Origin of the sequence: Rickettsiales endosymbiont of Peranema trichophorum (genome assembly GCF_004210275.1) — a bacterium.
Classification (GTDB): domain Bacteria; phylum Pseudomonadota; class Alphaproteobacteria; order Rickettsiales; family Midichloriaceae; genus RICK02.
Genome location: NZ_SCFA01000053.1, coordinates 23,371 through 43,583, shown reverse-complemented (window position 1 = coordinate 43,583; position 20,213 = coordinate 23,371). Strand labels below are relative to the sequence as shown.

The 20,213-nt window shown below is 40.4% G+C and carries 21 protein-coding genes; 9 read left to right on the top strand and 12 right to left on the bottom strand.

Translation table 11 applies throughout. The features are described 5' to 3' along the window. Positions 1-16 precede the first annotated feature (16 nt). On the bottom strand, positions 17-2,008 hold the full coding sequence (locus tag EDM53_RS02625) for an acetyl-CoA carboxylase biotin carboxylase subunit (protein WP_130122138.1): 1,992 nt from the start codon (positions 2,006-2,008) through the stop codon (positions 17-19). A gap of 120 nt (positions 2,009-2,128) precedes the next feature. Here EDM53_RS02625 and EDM53_RS02620 point away from each other — a divergent pair, with 120 nt between their 5' ends. The 5 genes from EDM53_RS02620 to EDM53_RS02600 all read left to right on the top strand — a co-directional run bounded on the left by EDM53_RS02620 (position 2,129) and on the right by EDM53_RS02600 (position 5,549). Then, positions 2,129-2,512: a YraN family protein gene (locus tag EDM53_RS02620; protein ID WP_130122137.1), complete on the top strand. Its 384-nt coding sequence runs from the start codon at positions 2,129-2,131 to the stop codon at positions 2,510-2,512. A gap of 170 nt (positions 2,513-2,682) precedes the next feature. Further along, positions 2,683-3,282, top strand: coding sequence for a peroxiredoxin (locus tag EDM53_RS02615; RefSeq protein ID WP_130122136.1), 600 nt, complete (start codon positions 2,683-2,685; stop codon positions 3,280-3,282). A gap of 19 nt (positions 3,283-3,301) precedes the next feature. After that, the gene (gene trxB / locus EDM53_RS02610) at positions 3,302-4,264 is read left to right on the top strand and encodes a thioredoxin-disulfide reductase (protein WP_130122135.1); all 963 of its coding nucleotides are present in this window, start codon (positions 3,302-3,304) and stop codon (positions 4,262-4,264) included. Positions 4,265-4,266: 2 nt separating this feature from the next. Then, positions 4,267-4,851: a YqgE/AlgH family protein gene (locus tag EDM53_RS02605; protein WP_130122134.1), complete on the top strand. Its 585-nt coding sequence runs from the start codon at positions 4,267-4,269 to the stop codon at positions 4,849-4,851. Positions 4,852-4,877: 26 nt separating this feature from the next. Beyond that, positions 4,878-5,549, top strand: coding sequence for a queuosine precursor transporter (locus EDM53_RS02600; RefSeq protein WP_130122133.1), 672 nt, complete (start codon positions 4,878-4,880; stop codon positions 5,547-5,549). Between the two features lie 299 nt (positions 5,550-5,848). Here the strand turns inward: EDM53_RS02600 and EDM53_RS02595 are convergent, their stop codons facing one another. From EDM53_RS02595 to holA, 3 genes are all read right to left on the bottom strand, one after another. After that, on the bottom strand, positions 5,849-6,247 hold the full coding sequence (locus EDM53_RS02595; RefSeq protein ID WP_130122132.1) for a response regulator: 399 nt from the start codon (positions 6,245-6,247) through the stop codon (positions 5,849-5,851). Between the two features lie 165 nt (positions 6,248-6,412). Further along, entirely contained in the window at positions 6,413-6,832 is a 420-nt protein-coding gene (gene dksA / locus EDM53_RS02590; protein ID WP_130122131.1) for an RNA polymerase-binding protein DksA, read from the bottom strand. A 67-nt stretch (positions 6,833-6,899) separates the two neighbouring features. Beyond that, on the bottom strand, positions 6,900-7,919 hold the full coding sequence (gene holA / locus EDM53_RS02585) for a DNA polymerase III subunit delta (protein ID WP_130122130.1): 1,020 nt from the start codon (positions 7,917-7,919) through the stop codon (positions 6,900-6,902). A gap of 207 nt (positions 7,920-8,126) precedes the next feature. Here holA and EDM53_RS02580 point away from each other — a divergent pair, with 207 nt between their 5' ends. The 4 genes from EDM53_RS02580 to era all read left to right on the top strand — a co-directional run bounded on the left by EDM53_RS02580 (position 8,127) and on the right by era (position 11,294). After that, on the top strand, positions 8,127-8,849 hold the full coding sequence (locus EDM53_RS02580) for a Bax inhibitor-1/YccA family protein (protein ID WP_130122129.1): 723 nt from the start codon (positions 8,127-8,129) through the stop codon (positions 8,847-8,849). A gap of 118 nt (positions 8,850-8,967) precedes the next feature. Next, entirely contained in the window at positions 8,968-9,759 is a 792-nt protein-coding gene (lepB, locus tag EDM53_RS02575) for a signal peptidase I (protein ID WP_130122127.1), read from the top strand. Positions 9,760-9,767: 8 nt separating this feature from the next. Further along, positions 9,768-10,427 (top strand): ribonuclease III, encoded by a 660-nt coding sequence (gene rnc, locus EDM53_RS02570; protein WP_207215432.1) that lies wholly within the window; start codon positions 9,768-9,770, stop codon positions 10,425-10,427. A gap of 12 nt (positions 10,428-10,439) precedes the next feature. Beyond that, on the top strand, positions 10,440-11,294 hold the full coding sequence (era, locus tag EDM53_RS02565) for a GTPase Era (protein WP_130122123.1): 855 nt from the start codon (positions 10,440-10,442) through the stop codon (positions 11,292-11,294). 160 nt (positions 11,295-11,454) lie between these two features. Here the strand turns inward: era and proS are convergent, their stop codons facing one another. The 8 genes from proS to tig all read right to left on the bottom strand — a co-directional run bounded on the left by proS (position 11,455) and on the right by tig (position 20,029). Beyond that, a complete protein-coding gene (proS, locus tag EDM53_RS02560) occupies positions 11,455-12,762 on the bottom strand; it encodes a proline--tRNA ligase (RefSeq protein ID WP_130122121.1) in 1,308 nt (435 codons plus the stop codon). 201 nt (positions 12,763-12,963) lie between these two features. Beyond that, a complete protein-coding gene (locus EDM53_RS02555) occupies positions 12,964-14,055 on the bottom strand; it encodes a methyltransferase domain-containing protein (RefSeq protein WP_130122119.1) in 1,092 nt (363 codons plus the stop codon). Beyond that, the gene (locus EDM53_RS02550; RefSeq protein ID WP_130122117.1) at positions 14,052-14,981 is read right to left on the bottom strand and encodes an SPFH domain-containing protein; all 930 of its coding nucleotides are present in this window, start codon (positions 14,979-14,981) and stop codon (positions 14,052-14,054) included. Before EDM53_RS02550 ends, EDM53_RS02555 begins: the two co-directional genes overlap by 4 nt. A 21-nt stretch (positions 14,982-15,002) precedes the next feature. Then, complete coding sequence (locus tag EDM53_RS02545; protein WP_130122115.1) at positions 15,003-15,467, bottom strand: NfeD family protein; 465 nt, start codon at positions 15,465-15,467, stop codon at positions 15,003-15,005. 1 nt (position 15,468) lies between these two features. Then, positions 15,469-16,566, bottom strand: a complete 1,098-nt coding sequence (locus EDM53_RS02540) for an efflux RND transporter periplasmic adaptor subunit (protein WP_130122113.1) — start codon at positions 16,564-16,566, stop codon at positions 15,469-15,471. A 131-nt stretch (positions 16,567-16,697) separates the two neighbouring features. Beyond that, positions 16,698-18,026 carry an ATP-dependent Clp protease ATP-binding subunit ClpX gene (gene clpX, locus EDM53_RS02535; RefSeq protein ID WP_207215430.1) on the bottom strand — a complete coding sequence of 443 codons (1,329 nt, stop codon included), beginning with the start codon at positions 18,024-18,026 and terminating at the stop codon, positions 16,698-16,700. After that, positions 18,016-18,642: an ATP-dependent Clp endopeptidase proteolytic subunit ClpP gene (gene clpP / locus EDM53_RS02530; RefSeq protein ID WP_207215436.1), complete on the bottom strand. Its 627-nt coding sequence runs from the start codon at positions 18,640-18,642 to the stop codon at positions 18,016-18,018. The genes clpX and clpP overlap by 11 nt, the downstream gene beginning before the upstream one ends. Before the next feature lie 55 nt (positions 18,643-18,697). After that, complete coding sequence (gene tig / locus EDM53_RS02525) at positions 18,698-20,029, bottom strand: trigger factor (RefSeq protein WP_130122107.1); 1,332 nt, start codon at positions 20,027-20,029, stop codon at positions 18,698-18,700. Between the last annotated feature and the right edge of the window lie 184 nt (positions 20,030-20,213).

The window sequence follows — 20,213 nt, the reverse complement described above, 5'->3', positions numbered from 1 at the left end:
TAAAAGTTATACTCATTCACTCTTGCTCTATCATGATCAATGTGTCCCCAGCAGACACTATGTCACCTTCAGCACACTTCAGCTCTTGGACCTTCCCATCTACATTACTAACCAAAATGTTTTCCATCTTCATGGCTTCTATCACTACAATAGGCTGTCCCTTCACAATCTTGTCGTTCACCTCCACCTTGATGTCTCTTACTAATCCAGAAATGTTTGCTAAAATGTGCGGCTCCTTTTCCTTGGTGGAAGGTGGCGGCATGTACTTGACCAATTCAGCAGCTCTTGGAGTATATAACCTCGCCTTGACAGTGGAACCCATGTATGTGATGTAAAACAAACCGCTGACGTGCTCTACCTGCACATTGTAATACTCTCCATTGATTTTACATGACAGCAACTTACTTCCAAGCACCCACTTGCTGGTAATATAAAATCTTCTATTTTCAAAAGATATCTTGTACCCATCTTCAATAGGTCTGACGGTAATTGTATAATTCTTTTCGTCCAAACTGGCAACCCACCTGGTACCTACCGCCCTAGACCTCCCCCGTAGCTGCCCTGAAATAGAGGTCGCCCTCGTAATGTGGGTTAGCGCTACAAAAACAGACGTACAAAGTATAATGGCGCTCTGCTCGTCATTTAAGACAGCTCCCGTGAACCCTCCCTTATACTCTTGCTCTATAAAGTTGGTCGAGATATCACCAAGCATGAACCTGTCTGAGTTGTATATAGACTGCAAAAAACTGATATTGTGGGATATACCACGAATTACAAACTGACCAAGGGCATCCTTCATTTTTGCTATCGCTTCACTCCTTGTTGGTGCGTGAACACACAGCTTTGCGATCATCGCGTCATAAAACATGCTTACTTCACCACCTTCATATATTCCAGTGTCTATTCTCATGCCTTCTATCATGCGTGGTTCTTTGTACACATGTACACGGCCCGTAGATGGTAAAAAGCCACAAGTTGGATCCTCAGCGTATATTCTGGATTCCATCGCCCATCCATTTAATACAATATCCTGCTGCTTGATTTGTAGCTTTTCTCCTGCAGCTACCTTAATCATTTCAGACACAATATCAACACCAGAAATAAGTTCAGTCACCGGGTGCTCAACCTGAAGCCTCGTATTCATCTCTAAAAAGTAAAAGTTCTTCTTGCTATCCACGATGTACTCAATTGTACCTGCAGAGCAATATTTTACCTCCTTTGCAAGAGATATGGCTTGTTTGTACATCTTCTTTCTGGTTTTATCGTCAATAAAGATGCTAGGAGCCTCTTCTATCACTTTCTGGTGGTGACGTTGTATTGAGCACTCCCTTTCACCTATGCATATGTAATTGCCGTATTTATCACCAATAAGCTGTATCTCAATATGTCGGGGGTCTTCTATAAATTTCTCAATAAAAGTTCTACCATCCGCAAAGTTGTTTTTTGCTTCGTTCGTTGTAGAACGAAACGCCTGTTTCATTTCTTCTGGACCCCTTACAACACGTATACCCTTACCTCCACCACCTGCAGCAGCCTTTAACATTATCGGGTATCCAATCTTGTAAGCTATCTTTAAGGCCTCTTTCTCGCTTTTAATTGCACCTATATATCCTGGTACAATGCTTACTCCAGCATTTTTGGCAATTTTCTTAGCTTCAATTTTATCCCCCATCATTTTAATGGAATATGCGGATGGTCCTATAAAATGAATCTTCAGTTTTTCAAGACGCTCAACAAATTCGGAGTTCTCTGAGAGAAAACCATATCCAGGATGGACACAATCCGCCCCCGATATCTTGATGGCATCTAAAATGTGGTGCTGGTTGAGATAGCTTTGAGGAGAAGGCGAGGACCCAATGTACACAGCAGTATCCGCCAGCTTGACATGTAATGCGTTGGTATCAGCTTCTGAATAAACAGCCACAGTTTCTATAGACATCTCTTTTGCTGTTCTAATGATTCTACATGCGATCTCTCCACGATTTGCAATCAGCATACGTTTGAACATTACTACAACATTACCCGCGATATTTGTTCATGTTATAATGGTATACATGAAGTGGATTGCATTTACAACGCAAGAGAGCTACAACTTCTTTCTAATTAACATTTGTATATCGTCCTCTTTATGTCACGTCTGGAAACGTATCAGTATGGAAAGTTGGGAGAGGAAATAGCATCTACATACCTAGAAAACAATGGGTATTCAGTGTTGCAAAACAGGTATAGAAGCATTTATGGCGAAATCGATCTCATTGCACTTGAGCTGTCAAAAACAGACGATCTGATACCGATATGCATAGTGTTCATAGAGGTCAAAAGTACGAGACTTCAGACGAATGAGTGTCGAATATCCCACAAGCAATTTCAAAGAATATCAAACTCCGCCCTGCATTTTCTAACGTCATATCCACAATTTCGAGGTTTAGATGCAAGGTTCGACCACCTCATCGTCCAGAACGAGGAGGTGATTGACCATATTAAAAATGCATGGGAGTATACCTTGTTTTAAGACATAGCTCGTACCCAATCAACATTAGTACTAAAAACTTGTGGTTTCAATTTTAATGCACTATATGTTGACTATGGTCAAGCCAATGGAGCAAAAATGTAGACTCTACTTGTAAATTGGCCAAACTCTAATTTTAGTTCAACATCAAAGCATTAGTAGGTTTTAGTTTTATGGCAGTATTAGTAGGAAAACCTGTACCAAATTTCAAAGCACAAGCAGTACTCCCTGGAAACGAGATACAAACAATACACTCCCAAGAATATCTGAAGAACAAATACGGCATCATATTTTTCTATCCACTCAACTTTACCTTCGTCTGTCCTTCTGAAATTCTTGCATTTAACGATGCAATTCCCGAGTTCAAAAAGAAAGAAGCAGAGGTAATTGGAATCAGCGTCGATTCGCCATACTCACACATTGCATATAAAGCAATGGCGGTCAACGAAGGAGGTATAGGTAACGTAGCCTTTCCTTTGATCTCAGATTTGGGTGGTAAGATTGCAGAGTCATTTGATGTGTTAAGTGAGGAGTCTGTGGCGTTTAGAGCTACCTTCCTTGTAGATAAACAAGGTATAATAAGACATCAGGTCGTCAATGACCTACCACTAGGAAGAAGTATCTCCGAAACCATCAGAATGTTAGACGCACTACAACACACAGAGATGCACGGTGAAGTATGCCCTGCAAACTGGTCGCATGGTAAAGAAGCTATGAAGCCAACACAAGAAGGAGTAGTAGCATATCTTAAAAAACACCCTAATATTTCATAACCTATACGACGAGGTTGATATGCCTGCTTCCATACATTCTTCCACAACACACACCGATGTTTTAATAATGGGGGCGGGCCCTGCTGGTTATACTGCAGCCATATATGCTGCCAGAGCTTCCTTGAACCCTATTCTTATCACAGGTATGCAGCCAGGAGGGCAGTTGATGATTACCACTGACGTTGAAAACTATCCTGGGTTTGCAACAGCTATACAGGGACCTTGGTTAATGGAACAAATGGAGTCACAGGCTAAACATGTCGGAACTAAGGTTATCAAGGATCATATTACCAGCGTCGATTTTTCAAATAGACCGTTTAAATCGTTTGGAGCATCTGGTAACGTCTATACTTCTTCTACCGTTATAATATGTACGGGAGCTCAAGCGAAATGGCTTCATATCAAGGGCGAAGAGAAATTTAGAGGCGCAGGAGTTTCAGGTTGCGCAACCTGCGATGGCTTTTTTTATAAAGACAGGGAAGTACTAGTAGTTGGCGGAGGCAACGCAGCCGTAGAAGAAGCAATCTACTTGTCCAAAATCGCGTCAAAAGTTTTGTTGGTCCATAGACGGGACAAGTTGAGAGCTGAAAAAGTACTTCAAGATCGGCTTTTTAAAAATAGCAAAATATCCTGCATTTGGAATACAGTTGTGGATGAAATCGTAGGTCAGGAAACGCCACTAGGAGTCACGGGCGTTGTGATCAGGGATCTGCTTACAAATAACACTCAAACTCTTAATGTCGATGGAGTATTTGTAGCGATCGGACACACCCCTAATACCGCACTATTTAAAGATGCTCTAGACTTAGACAGTGAAGGCTATATCATCACTAGACCCGGCAGAACCCTGACCAATATCGATGGAATATTTGCAGCAGGAGATGTACAAGACAAGAGATATAGACAGGCTGTTACTGCAGCAGGGACTGGGTGTATGGCTGCACTAGAAGCAACCGCTTACATTGACACAATGGGAGAATAGTAATGAGTAGACCAGAAGGTTCCAGATCTTTTGACTCTATAGAAGGAAAACTTTTGATAGCTACCAAGAGTCTACGTGGCACATGCTTTGAGAAGGCTGTGGTATACGTATGTACTCACGATGTAAAAGGTGCTATCGGAGTGATAGTGAACTCTAAAATCGCCACTTTAAGTTTAAAAGACTACATTGACGAAAAAACAATCAAAAAATCTCTCAGCAAGCTTCAAATACCAATACTGTTTGGAGGTCCTGTAGAACCTGATAGATTTTTGGTATTGGTAATATCCAATGAACAAATTAAAAATTTTACGGGCCCACAGTGCATCACTTTCTATACAGAAATTAATAAATTTCTGAAGGACTGTGCTGCAGGAAAAATCAACGGCAAATTTATTGTAGCCAGAGGTCTATCAGTATGGAACACACAGCAGCTTGACAAAGAGATTATGGATAACTCATGGCTTGTAGCACCAGCAACCTTAGACATGATCTTCTCACAAACAATCAAAGATAAGTGGAAAAAAATCACAAGTACTATAGGCCTCAAAGATATCTCGAATCTCGTCAGTTATACGGGTAGTGCCTAATCAACTTTTATCATCTTTGAATTTCAATGCAAATTACAGAAAAAGTTTATACAGCACTTTGCGTCTTGTTTTCCTCCTTGATAGTGTTTGGAAATCTCACGTATCAAAAGATTGTGATCATAGAAGTCTTCTCTTTATTTCAATTTCAACTGTCTGTCGGAGCCATTCTCTACCCATGGACATTTCTCATTACAGACTTGATCACAGAATTTTACTCCAAAGATAAAGCAATGTTTTGCGTACGTAGCGCAATCGCTACAAGTTTCATTGTTGCAATATTGCTTGCTGTGATGGATGCATTACCCGCCACATCATGGTCTAAACTTGATGATGCACTGTTTCATAAAGTTTTTGGAGGATATGTTCCTTGTTTTATAAGCTCTGTAATCGCATGTTATACCTCACAAGCAATAGACATACGTCTCTACCTCTTGATACGTCAAATAACAGGTGGAAAGTACCTATGGCTTCGCAACAATTGTAGCACCTGTATTTCTTTGTTTATTGACACCTCTGTCATCATTGTTTTATTAGGTGCGTTTGGCATAGTACCATTTGAACAAGTGCCTGTACTGATTTACAACAGCTATTCCTGGAAGTTGTTTTTCACAATATCAAGCACGCCAATCTTCTATGTTGGTGTGTATGCTATAAGATATATGTTTAACAAACGCTCTGAACAACAGACAATCTCGTAGCGCGCATATTTCTCAAGAAGTGCCGCACAAGTTTTCGTCCAGTTACTCCCCTTTTGTCATGCCCGTACTTTTTTCTGTGTCATGCCAATCCCTTCTTTGTCATGCCCGTGAAAACGGGCATCCATCTGCCTGATTTAATCTGAAATTTGGTATAACTCATTCTGAGTGGTTATTTTGTCGTCAAAATTTGTCTGCGCTCCTCACGTATATAGAATATGCTGCGGTGCTCACCTGCATTTTTCCTAAAAATTCCTCACTCATTTATGAGTTATGCAAGAGGTCTAATCTGAAATTTGGTGTTACACTTTAGCCGTTGTCGCTTTTTGCTCAAGATATACACCAAATCTTTGACAGTGCTCCAAAAACTCATCTACGTTAAACGGTTTATACATGACGGCGTTGAAGATAGTCGCCACCATCCCAGTATGAGTAATATCTATGTCAGACGTCAAGAGTATCATGGGTATATCAGCATTGTATTTTCTACGCAATATCGAACAAAATTCTATGCCGTCCATATACACATTTCTATAATCAGTTACCACCAGGTCAATACTGGACTGATTCTCCTCAAAACTGTCAATTCCGGCCATAGTATCGTTTGCCGCAATAACCTCAAAACCCATACTTCTCATTATGTAAGAAGCGGATGCTATACATATAGGCTCATTATCCACCAATAATACTGTACACTTCATTTGAAAAATAACCAATTAAGTCTAAATTGAAAAATTACCAAGGCCGGAGGCTATAAGCAAAATTTTTGAGTGTCAACACATTTTCAAAGCCCTACAGAGCCAGCTTTAGAGCCACTTTGTCTCTCTGCATCCCTAAATAAATTTTTTGCTTCTCTCTGCTACCACCTACTCCTCATTATGACTCTTTTCAAAGCGCTCATGTTGCTCTTGTGCTTCAATCGACAAAGTAGCAACAGGCCTGGCTTCCAGCCTTTTTAATCCTATCGGTTCACCTGTCTCATCACAGTACCCATAACTTTTCTTCTCGATACGCATTAAAGCAGCGTCAATTTTATCAATTAATTTACGATATCTATCTCGTGTACGTAACTCAAGGTGAGTTTCTGTCTCTGTACTCGCCCTATCGTTCAAATCCGGTTCATTCCAATTTTCTTCTTGAAGGTGCTTAACCGTCTCCATAGACTCACTCAACAAGTCTTTCTTCCAATTTAGCAGCTTCCTTTTGAAATATTCAAGCTGCTTATCGTTCATGTACTCTTCTTGATCTGACGGCATGTACCCCGCCTCTAGATGTGTATTTTGCATGTGTATATTAATTTTGATCAATTGGCATAAGAATTATTCTATATCCTAATTAGTACCGGGATCAATATTATTTTATCTGCGAAGGCAGTAAGGACATAAAGGCCCAGTGAAGCATGATATATGGTGATAACCTTGTACCACCCTTAAAAGCCTTTTCAAGTTCCAGCAGTTCCTTGATATAACAATCCAGCTCATACACAGTAAGTTTTTTTGCTCCAGCACTTATATTGTCTCTTGCTTTAAAAAATGGAGGAGGAGTTAAGCCGCTTATCGCTTTTTCTAAACTTGCGCCATTTTGCACAGAATCCTGAACCTTTAGTACCCGTACAAAAAAATTGTATAGAGATCTAACAATTAACATAAAGTTAATGTCATTGCTCTCCAAAATATTTAAGCATTTTTGTGTCATCTGCTTATTCTTCTCAACTAAAGCTTGGCATAAGTCGTCCAATGAGAGTTCAGGCGAATTTGATAAAATCTCAAGAACATCTTGTCTTGTAACAAATGTTCGCGGAGCTATGTAAAGGAGCAGTTTCTCCAACTCCCTACTAACCAACAAACGATTGGCAGGTAGTAGTTCAACGAGGAGGTTTATACAATCTTCCTCACATTTGATACCAATCTTGCTGAAGAAACTTTTGACCAGCTCTTTAATTTGCAACTGAGGAGGCTTATAACACGCTATCGCCATCCAATCTTTTGACTCCTCAAAAAACTTACGCACCGCAGATGCTTTAGAAATGTCATGGCATACTAATACCACTCTGGTCTTCATCTTCACAGCTTGAAGTGTATCTAAAATATTTTTGGTGGGAGTAGCTTGCATGTGATGCAATACCACCATCTTCTCATCGTTAAACATAGAAAGAGATGTCAAGTTCTCCCTTAAAATCTCTGGTCTGTCCTTTAACATCTCATAATCGATACGTATCAGGTCAACATTCACACTTCCATCACATGTCTTATTTAGTATGTCCTGTAAGGTGGCCATGATCTCAGCCTCATCTTGCCCAAAAAGCAGTACGACCGATGGAAAAGTATCGACATTCTTCAATAGCACAGCAATTTTAGAAGAATAAACTTTCATTGCGAAACTATAAGCCCTTGACGTTGTTAAGTTGGTTATTTACAAAAAGCCTTTAAACGACTAAATTTACAGTATTTCCATCCGTATAACAATACAATATTTTGTTAGTAATTGATGTTGAAAATCCTAAAAAATGCGCTATCATAAATGACGTTATCCGTGTTATTATAACTAATAATAATTTGTGTCTTTTGTGAGGTAACAAATATGGACTATACCAAATTTACACCACGTTACGATTACTACTCCGACACCACCTCTTATGATGTTGGATTGCGAAATTACATGATAGCCGTATACAGATATATGGGGATTGCCCTCTCTGTAACCGGTCTTGTTGCTTATCTTATTTCTACGTCCGCTGGGCTTTTGAACTTCCTTTTCAACTCTCCGTTTCTTTGGATTGTGATGTTCTCGCCATTTATTCTTGTAATGTTCATGAGCTCAAGGTTTAACTCTATGAGCCTCCAAACCGCGCAGACATACTTTTGGCTCTATGCTGTTTTGGTTGGAGTGTCTTTTTCCACGATCTTTGCGTACTACACTATCGAAAGCATTACGAGGGTCTTCTTTATTACATCCTCTTTGTTTGCTGCAATGAGTTTGTACGGTTATACGACTAAAAGAGATCTCACAGGAGTTGGTGCCTTTCTAATGATGGGACTCATCGGTATGATACTGCTGTCTCTCGTTAACATGTTCTTGGGTAGCAGCATGTTGTACTTCGTATATTCAACTATCGCGTTGTTTATATTCATAGGCCTTACAGCTTATGATGTACAGCGGATCAAGCAGTCCTACTATCATGTATCTTCATCAAATACTGGAGAGCTTGTTTCAAAGATAGCTGTATTTGGAGCCTTGAGCCTGTACATGGATTTTATTAACATGTTCATATACATGCTACAGTTCCTGGGGAATAGAAGGTAACTGGAGGCCAAAGGCCAAAAGATAAAAAAAGAGAAAAGGGAAGAAAAAGAATGCATAAAAAACTATTGCCAGGTTTATCCCACTGCTGCCATCTGTTTCGTCATTCTGTGAGTTGAAGATGAGCATATATCAGAAGATTTTGGGAGATGGTACCAGAACTTTGCGTATCAGGAGGGTTTTGCATTTAGAGTATTGGCTCAACTTTCTGAAGTCTGTACTTTATGCGGTAGTACTTGCAGTCATTTTTCGTTCCTTCTGCTATGAGCCCTATCAGATACCTACCGGTTCCATGAAACCTACTTTACTGGTAGGCGATTATCTTTTCCTTGCAAAATACAGTTACGGCTACAGCAGGTATTCCTTACCCTTTGGCTTACCTGTTATAAATCAACGCGTATTCTTTAAGCAGCCAAAACGTGGTGACGTAGTGGTATTTGCTCTTCCGACAGATACAAGTCAAAAGTACATCAAACGCCTCATAGGTTTGCCTGGTGACTCTGTTCAGATAATACGAGGTGTTCTCCACATCAATGGAGTTCCAGTTGAGCGTACTATCATCGGCTCATTCAAAGATGTGGACACCGGAGCTGTCTCAAATGTATATCAAGAAAAGCTTGATAACGGAGTCGCGTATAGAACACTTTGGACTGGAATCAATCTTGATGCCTTCCCTGCTACTACACCAGTTTATAAAGTCCCTAAACGCCATTATCTCTGCCTAGGGGATAATAGAGGTGACTCGGTCGATAGTCGTTTTAGCGACAAGGTAGGTTTCATTCCCGAGGAAAATCTTGTTGGTAGAGTCGTGTTCATGTTTATGACAAAAGACTTTTCCTTAATAGACTTTATCAAAAATCTGGACGCTGGTAGAGCGCTTCGAAGGTTCCAATATTCATCTCAGCCAGATTAGAAATGCTTTTGGAGTATAACTTTCGTGACCCAAGCTTGCTCAAGCAGGCATTGTCTCATCCTAGTTTAGCAAGCAGAGGCTTACACCGTTCTGAAACTTATGAAAGACTGGAGTTTCTAGGTAACAGTATTTTAGGACTTGTAATCGCCGATCTTCTTTTTAAGACACATCAAAATGTCAATGAAGGCATGCTGTCCATCATGCATTCTAATCTTGTATCTACCAAGATAGTGGCTCAAGTGGCAATGGACATCAAGCTTGATGAATCTCTGCTGCTAGACATCGGTGAAGAGAAAAATGGCGGGCGCACTAATTTACGTAACCTAGAAAACGCCATGGAAGCTTTGGTGGCTGCTATTTATCTAGACAGCTCTTTTGACACAGCAAAGGGGCTCATCACACAGTTGTGGTCCAAATATCTCTCCTTATCTGCGGAAATTAGCAAAAAAAATTACAAAAGTCTGCTACAGGAACATGTACAAAAAAGGTTTGGCATTTTACCACAGTATAATATCGTTGAAACCAAAGGTGCGGATCATGCACCAATCTTTAAGGTAATGGTTACTGTAGCAAACATAGGCAGTGTAATAGGAGAAGGCAAATCAAAAAAGGAAGCAGAAATCAATGCCGCACAAACTATATTATCGGAGTATTTCCAAGGGGTTTAAACTGAACAAATAATGGAAAAAGTAAACAGTAGATGCGGAGTTATCGCACTGGTTGGTGAACCAAATGTAGGTAAATCGACTTTGTTAAATCAGGTGGTTGGAAAAAAGATTTCGATAGTCACACCAAAAGTACAAACCACGAGAGATGTGATCAGAGGAATTACGCACTTTGATAGTACTCAGCTCATCTTCGTGGACACACCCGGTATCTCAGAATCTTTACGTACTTCAAAGAATGACATATTACGAAATGCTCAACGAGGTATATCGGAGTGCGACGTTGTGGTTTTGCTGATCAGTGCAAACCGCCCGATCACAAAACAACTTGAGTATGTCATTTCGTGTGTCACAAAGAGGCAATGCGTTCTCGTGATCAACAAGGTCGATCTTGTTCAAAAGGAGAAATTGCTAATTTTGATAGAGCAACTCCATAAAACATATCATTTTAATGAAATATTTATGATTTCAGCCTTAAAAAATGATGGCATTACTACTCTGATTGATTATTTGTGCAAGTTAGCTCCTACCAGAGACTGGTTATACTCCAACGACATTTATACAGATACACCATGTAAAACGATCGCGGAGGAAATGACGAGAGAAGAGCTTATGATGCAATTGCAACAAGAGATACCATACAGCTTACAAGTTGAGACTATATCTTGGAATGAGAATGAGCGCAGTGTGGTATTACATCAGTCTATACTTTTGGCAAAACAGTCTCATAAAGCTATCGTTCTTGGACAAAATGGTCAAAAAATTAAGGAAATCGGCACAAGAGCAAGAGAAAAAATACAAAGATTCATGGAAAAAAGAGTACACTTATTTTTGCACGTCAAGGTTCAAGAGACGTGTAGTCGCTCTTAATACCACCCGCATCTTCCCCTATCATACCCGCTCCCTTTTTTTTGTCATGCGCGTGAAAACGGGCATCCATCTCCCTTTGCTAACAATTTTGCGCACATCCTTTTCATTCCAATTAATTTGTGGACAGTCTCTTAGTACGTTGATCCCACGAAAATTGGTATCATTTCACAAAACAACGAGCTTTGAGCTCATGCAACAACAAATCAACCTCAAGGTCCTTTGGTGCATCCTCGCTTCTCTTTTTTAACTGACATACATTCTGTTGGGCCCTTGTACTACCCACTATAATTTGCCACGGTAGTCCCAATAAATCAAATTTGGCAAATTTCGCACCAGGAGAATCCTTTGTATCATCGTACAAAACAGAATATCCAGATGAAATCAACATGTCATATATCTGTGTGCACACCCGATCACAATCAGAATCACCAACCTTCAAGTTTAATAACCCAAACCCAAACGGCGCAACACTCTCCGGCCATATTATACCATTCTCATCGTGCGAAGCTTCAATAATAGCCGCAACAACCCTAGAAACACCTATACCATACGTCCCCATATAAGGGTTGATGAACTTGTTGCTTTGATCTTGTACTCGAATGTTCATGCTAAGACTATACTTCTGGCCTAAGTAAAATGTATGCCCCACCTCTATGCCTTTCTTGACCTGTAGTTGAGATACAGGAATAGGACAGGTCTCATTTGAGTGCCTTTCTTTTTCAACAGCGTAAAACTTGGAAAATGCATTGATGTCAAGGCGATCTTGACGCAAATACTCTTCCAACCCTTTATCGTAAAAAATATCACTCTCCCCAGTGTCAGCCAATACGTGAAATTCATGGTTGTAATCCCCACCAATCGCACCACTGTCGGCTGCAACTGGTATAGCACTCAGTCCCAATCGTCTGAAAATCCTGTGATATACGTTCAACATCATACAGTATGTCTCCATAGCATGCTCGTGATCAGCATCAAAGGAATAACTATCCTTCATCAGAAACTCCCTGCCCCTCATCACACCAAACCTTGGACGTATCTCATCACGAAATTTTGTTCCTATCTGATACAAGTGACAAGGCAAATCCTTATAAGAAAAGAAATTCTGAGCAGCGATGTCACACACAACCTCTTCAGCAGTAGGTGCAACAATCAAGAGATTTTCATGTTTATCCTGAAACTTCAGCAGCTCAACGCTTAAGGCATTCCCCTCCAATCTACCAGACTTCCTCCACAACTCAGCAGGTTGTACATAAGGCATTGCGATCTCCAATGCTCCAGCAGCATTCATTTCATCTCTTATGATGTTGCTGACGTTCTGAAGCACCTTATAGCCAATAGGTAGCCAGTTATAAATGCCTCCAGCAACCTGTCTGATCATCCCAGTACGTAACATAAGTCTGTGTGATATAGACAGTACATCAGAAGTTGTGTCTTTCAAAAAAGGAATAAAGTATCGACTTAGACGCATAACAAACCCTCTAGCTCATAGGAAGTTTTGGAAGTAATGACGTCAAAAAGCCGGACTCTGTAGCAATATCTCAGCACTTCAACCTAGTTATTTCCGAAGTACACTATAACAATGTTGCTGAAGACTTTCAAGCTTCTCCATCGGCTTCTCACTTATAAGACTAGATTGCCGCAATAATGACGTGAAAACTTCATCGCACTATCAGGACGATTTGTTCGTCGCCTGAGATCTTCTGAAGATCATAAGCTTCAGTCTCTCCGCCATCCCGTGCTCTCGTACTGCACTCCAACCATTTTGAGTAGCGCTGTCCTTAACGTCTTGAACGCTATACTTGAACTTTTTGAGAACCGGCGAAAAGTTGCTTTCCATATCCTCAACAAAGGTCACAGCCAATACAGCGTCATCTTCTGCAATACCACTACAACCTTTAAAGAAGTGCTGAAGATCCAGTGTGGTTCCAAGAAAGTTAAAAGCTATCAGCATGTTAAATTTGTGTAAACTTGAAAACTCTTGAAAGTACTGATATACGTCCATCACCCTAGCTTGATCGTATACCGCTACTTTTCCGTGGCCCGCAACATACAAGGATAACCCTGCAGCTATCGCAATCATTCCTTCCGATAAATCAACACCAGTCACTGTATTTGCTATGTCATAAGTTCTACACAACTCCCCAACAGTACCTATACCACACCCTATGTCTAATACCTCATGCCCCTGAGGTTGGTCTATTTCTTTCAAGTATTGGCGTAAAAGCATAAACGATTCTACGCATTTCACTATTTCAAATTCCGGCCCCTTCTCCTCACCATCACCTACCCTCTTTGTATAAATAGCAGCTAGCCGTCTTCCGCTAATCTTGATAAAAGTGTGAGGTATAGCCGTAATCTGGCCCACCGCTCCTGTAATAACAGCTAGCATAAACTGAGCCTCAGTGACAAATACACCATGTGAGCTTTCCAGATATCTATCTAAATAAACCTTGGCTTTTGTATATTTGGAAGACTCATAATAACATCTGCCCAAGTAATAATTGATCTCTGGATACTGAGTGGGCTCAAAAAACATCACCATTTTCAGGCGACAAATCGCATCCCAAATGTTGTTGTTAAGATAGTGATATTTTGCTAAATCCAAATTAGTTTGTGGCAGATTCATCGCTTTTGACGCTAGTAGACGGAGTGAGGCTACAGACTCGTTCCATCCTTTAACAAGGATACCCTTCACACCTACCGTAGCGATCATCTCCATACAGTAAAGACGAGCATTCCTAATCATCTCCAAAAGCTTCATGCTGAACTCTTCGTACCCTTTTTAACACCTTCAAAAATCGTCAGCGCCTGCGTAATCAAACCGCTAACATCGTTGGTGTTAGCAGGAATAATGATTGCGTTACCTTGCTCACCCAAACGTTGAAACGCTTGCACATACTGTTCAGCAACTCTTAAAATAACAGCATTGTGCCCGTGTCCCTGCTCAATCGCTTTGCCTATCTCTTCTATGCTTTTCGCTGTTGCATCTGCTGACAATAAGGCCGCTTCCGCTTCCCCCTTCGCGCTATTCAGCTGTCGAGCAAGCTCTCCCTCAGATGCCAGTATTACAGATGCTTTTTCGGCTTCCGCAATGTTTATAATAGACTGCTTTTTGCCCTCAGATTCAAGTATATCAGCACGCTTTTGTCTTTCCGCAGCTACTTGCATCTCCATTGCCTTTAAAACGGTTGCTGGAGGTTTTATATCTTTGATCTCATAACGCATGCACTGTATTCCCCAAGTAGCAGCGGCTTCATTAATAGCCTGTACAATATGGGCGTTTAGACTCTCCCGTTCCTCAAATGCCCTGTCCATCTGCATTTTACCTATAGCAGACCGCATCGATGTTTGAGCTAGCTGTATCACTGCGTAGTAGGGATTGTCGACACCGTAAGAAGCATCTACAGGATTCAAAATTCTCAAGTAGATAACTCCATCAAGGGTTATCGTTACGTTGTCCTGAGTAATCGCGGTTTGCTCATGTACATCAAATGCTCTTTCTTTTAAGGAGTGCTTGTAAGCTACTCTGTCTATAAAAGGTACTATAAATGTCAATCCAGGCTCCAATGTCTGCTGAAACTTACCAAGTCGTTCCACTATCCATGCCTGCTGTTGCGGTACTATCTTAACACCCACAAGTATACTGAGCACAGGAACAAAAAGCAGCGCTAATACAACAAACTCCATACACGATCTTGCAGTTGATATTTATATTCCTCTTACAATAAGTACATTTTGCCTGAGTGCAACTATTTTTACATCAGAATTTACAGGAATCTCGTGCAAGTATGAGTCCTCAACAATCTCAGCTCTAAATATGCTGCCAGACCACCTCACATACCCACACTTACCGTATTTCAAGTTACTTTCATGAACTTGAGCTATCGATCCCACAATGTTTCTATAGCCAGGCGCATCCTGATTTTGATATAACCACCTTTGTAACGGCTTGTAAAAAAGCAGTGAACTACAAACGGTCAGTCCAAAAAAACAACACAACTGTGCTATAAAAGCATCCTGCGGGAGTATGTGTAAAGCAAGCAGCATACCGACCATAATACTGCCAGCACCTGCAAAAAGGAAAAATATGTTGTAGCCAACCAATACCTTCAGAGATAGAAGACTTATGCCAGATAACAACCATAAATTTTGTGCTGTGTAGTAGCTTATCATACTATTGTTGGGAACCGTACTTTAGTATTTTTTCACCGTGCAAAACAGAACCCTGACCCATCACTATAACTTTCTCCTCTTCTAACAGATCAGTCACAAATACGCAATCGTTGGTTTCTTTAATAATGGTGGTTGGTTTAACCACAACTGTGTTATCTGCATCTATTGTTTTTACAGCCAATTCACCTGTATTACTCAATACCAACACCGATCTTGGAATACAATGGGCTAAAACAGTACCTGCCGATATGCTAACGTCAACAGTTTGACCGCTTAAAACCTGACCTTTGTTATTTATTTTAATTTCCATCATAAAAGACCGCACTTTCTCATCAGCTATGCTGCTTAGAAATTCTATGTTACCCTCAATCACATCGCCATTTGACAGTGTAACAGTTGCAGTTTTTATGCCTCTCACTTTCTGGACTGCATGCTCTGGCACTTCTACCACCACCTTCATGGGATCAAGAACTAATATTGATGATACGATACTAGAAGAACTAGGATTGAAAGTGCTAACGTAATCTCCTTCCTCTACTTCAATCGCATCAATAATTCCGTCAAAAGGTGCTTTTACAAAATACTTGTCATACTCCAACCTCCTATGTTTCAATTCCGCTTCAGCATCTTTAAGGGCAGTCTTTGCAGAGATCATGGCCAATTTGGAGGACAAACCACGATTGTATAACGCAAGTGCAGCGTCATATTTAACCTTAGTTTGCTCCAAAGCACTAGCGGCTTTTTGTAGCAGGACTCCACTGTTACCAGACTCTATATTCACTATAACGTCTCCTGCTTTCACTGATGCTCCTTGCCGTGCTAGTATCTTTGAGATCTTTCCATCGACCTCCGCTTGAATTTTCACAATCTTGGAAGCTTCCGTAACTCCGGTGTACAAGAGCTCGTCTTCGATCTTTTGACCTCTAGAGTCCTTCACCTGTATATTATACTCAACAGGAGGCTTGGTAGAATTGTTTGAGGTGTGAGTACCAGTAACACCTGAGTCACTGTATAAGCTCCACAATACAATTAGTGCAACAGTCGTCGTGGTAATAACGAGAATACGTCGATAACTTAACAACTCAAAAAATTGGGACATACAGGATTCGTAACTATTTGACACCAGGGCAATATATACCAGCTTTGGTAAAATTCAAAGTTTGATTTGACCACCAGGACTGGAACCAACCGCAATCAGCGTAGCGATACAGCAGACATCTATCAGAAAGTTCACTTTCTACGATTTTTAAGGTTTTTATCATCAAGTTGACGTAATTGACTATCTGGTACACTCTTTTTCCTTCCTGTATTACTTGACATCCCTTTATCCTTCTGAATCCCATACACGATCAACGGGGCAGTTTTGGATCTTATAGACTCAGCAGTGATGACAACCTCTTGTACTGCTTTATCCCCAGGCAAGTCATACATGACATCAAGAAGCACTTCCTCCATGATCGCTCTGAGACCACGTGCTCCGGTCTTTCTTTTGATTGCCTTTTTTGCAACTTCAACAAGAGCTTCATTCTCAAATTTCAAATCGATACCTTCCATTTTGAAAAGCCTTGTATATTGCTTCACAATAGCGTTTTTTGGTTCTGAAAGGATTTGAGTAAGTGTAGCTTCATCAAGATCGTCAATGATCGCAATTACAGGCAATCTACCAACAAACTCTGGAATCAAACCGTATTTCACCAGATCTTGTGGCTCGATCTTAGATAGCACCTCATCGATTTTCAGCTCATTCTTTTTTTTAACATTTGCTTCAAATCCTATGCTAGAACCCTTACCACGGGCTTCAATAATTCTTTCAAGACCATCAAACGCACCACTACAAATAAACAAAATGTTGGTCGTGTCTATTTGTAGAAACTCCTGCTGTGGATGCTTTCTACCACCTTGAGGAGGTATAGCTGCGATTGTACCTTCCAAAAGCTTCAAAAGTGCTTGCTGTACTCCTTCACCAGAAACATCCCGAGTGATAGATGGGCTTTCAGATTTTCTTGATATCTTGTCCACTTCGTCTATAAATATGATCCCCTTTTGAGCCTTTTCCAGATTAAAGTCAGCTGCTTGTAGTAAACGCAAAACTATGTTTTCAACATCCTCACCTACATACCCAGCTTCTGTTAACGTCGTCGCATCTGCAACAGCAAACGGAACATCAAGTATTCTAGCTAATGTTTGTGCTAAAAGGGTCTTGCCACAGCCAGTGGGACCGATCAACAGTATATTTGACTTATACAACTCAACATCCTTCGTAAGACCCAAATTTGCAAGTCTCTTATAGTGGTTGTATACTGCCACAGACAGAACCTTTTTTGCCTTATCTTGGCTGATGACATACTGATCTAAAATAGCTTTAATCTCCTTAGGTTTAGGTAAGGCATCGACTCCGGTCGCTTCCATATCCTTTTGCTCTTCACGCACTATGTCTACGCATACATCAATACATTCGTTACATATAAAAACAGTTGGTCCGGCTATCAACTTGCTTACTTCGTATTGACTCTTGCCACAGAAAGAACAATGTAACGCACTGTGCTTTTCAGAACTCATTTTTCCCCCCATCGCTTTTGTGTAGTCCTATCTCCTGACGCTTTGTAATAACTTCATCTATTATTCCGAATGACTTTGCAACTTCTGCAGACATGAAATTATCCCGCTCCATACTCTTAGCAATTTTTGCCAGAGATTGTCCAGTATGTTTTGCATATATTGCATGCATCTTACTTTTTACAGACATAATCTCCTTTGCATGAATTTCAAAGTCCGTAGCCTGCCCCTGAAAACCACCAAGCGGTTGGTGTATCATGATCCTGGAATTTGGTAAAGCACGCCTCATACCAGGTTCCCCAGCTGCCAACAGGACAGAACCCATGGAACACGCTTGACCCAGACAAAATGTGCCAACTTTAGGACGTACATACTGCATAGTATCATATATGGCAAGACCCGCGGATACCACACCACCTGGGGAATTGATGTATAAATGTATGTCCTGCTCTGGATTTTCAGACTCTAGGAATAACAGCTGTGCAACCACAAGAGATGCCATATGATCTTCTATCTGGCCTTGTATGAATATAATTCTCTCCTTTAATAGCCTAGAATATATATCATAAGCCCTTTCTCCTCTTGAAGTTTGTTCCACCACCATTGGTATCAAACTCAACGATTCTTTAAGAACGCTGCCACTCATTTAACAAACCTACATCAACACGTTAGCATTAAATCGCGTTGGACATCTCTCCACCAACAACCTTCATAAATTCTTCGCTTGTTAGTTTCTTCTGAACCAACTCAATTTTTGTAAAGATTAGATCCACTACCTTCTCCTCCAAAATTGGCCCCCTCAACCTTTCTATGTTCTCTTGGCGACTATAAAAATTTAAAATTTCTTTTTCGTACCAAGGCTTTTGCATCAACTCCTGACGTATTGCATTTTGCATATCTTCTACGCTTACAATAATGTTGTTTTGTTTGCCCAACTCAGCCACCAATATACCCAATTTCACCCTTCTTCGAGCTATACCTTTGTATTCGGACTCTAATTCCTCCAATGTTTTCTTAAAAGCTTGTGGATTTGATTCATACTGTTGTTTTACTTCCCTCCACATCGCCTCAAAATCTCCATTGACCATGCTTTCAGGCACATCAAATGAATATTTGGAATCTATAATGTCAAACAGCTCCCTTTTCGCTCTTAATCTGGCTACACCCTGAAAATCAATCGATATCTTCATCTTAATTAACTCATCTAGCTTTTCTAGATTTTCTACACCAAGACTCTTTGCAAAATCATCGTCTATATTTGTAGCAGTTTGAATGTTTAACACCTCTTTAACATTGACGTCAAATATGGCCACTTTACCTGCAAGCTCTTTAACAGCATAATCAGATGGAAAAGTGACCGTAACAATTTTTGCATCACCACTTTTAGCTCCTACTAATTGCTCCTCAAAACCAGGTATAAAAGTGTTTGAGCCCAGTTCCACTCTTACATCATTCCCTTTGTTGCCATTGAAATCTTTGTCATCTACCTTACCAACAAAATCAATGACAATGGCGTCACCCGTCACTGCTTCATACCCAGCTTGAGTTTTGGTATAGTTCTTGAAGTTCTTGATAATATCAGCATGAGCCTTCTCTATGTCGCTTTGATCAAGTTCTACTTCCAACATCTCAATCTTAATATCGCTCCATTTAATGTCTGGCAGTTCTGGCATCAACTCGACTTTTGCTTCAAAGATTAATCTTGAAGTCTCATCAAAAGACTGAATCTCCAAAATCGGAGAAGCGACGCTTTTCAGATTATGCTTACCTAGATACTCGGATAACGCTTTGTTAGCAGCCTCTTGTATAGTGCTTGTCAAAACTTGTGCCCCTATACGCTTCTTGACCATTGCCAAAGGCACTTTACCGTCACGAAATCCGGCCATTTTAAAAGTTTTAGCCTCTTCCGCAATTTGATGCTCAGCCTTTTCCATTATAGAACTCGCAGGGAGAGAAAAGTGATATTTTCTACTTAAACCGTTACTTTCTAAAGTTTCAACTTTCATGACTTGAGCCTCATAAAATTATTATCATAACTATTTATTTTTTTGTGTCGACTGTATTAACCTATCCGTTAAATACAACCCTCGCAGAAATCCAGAAACGTATATACTATTCTTTATATAACACACAAAACTCTCATGTCATGCACCGTTTACTTCATAGTATCAACAAATGCTTAATACAAAG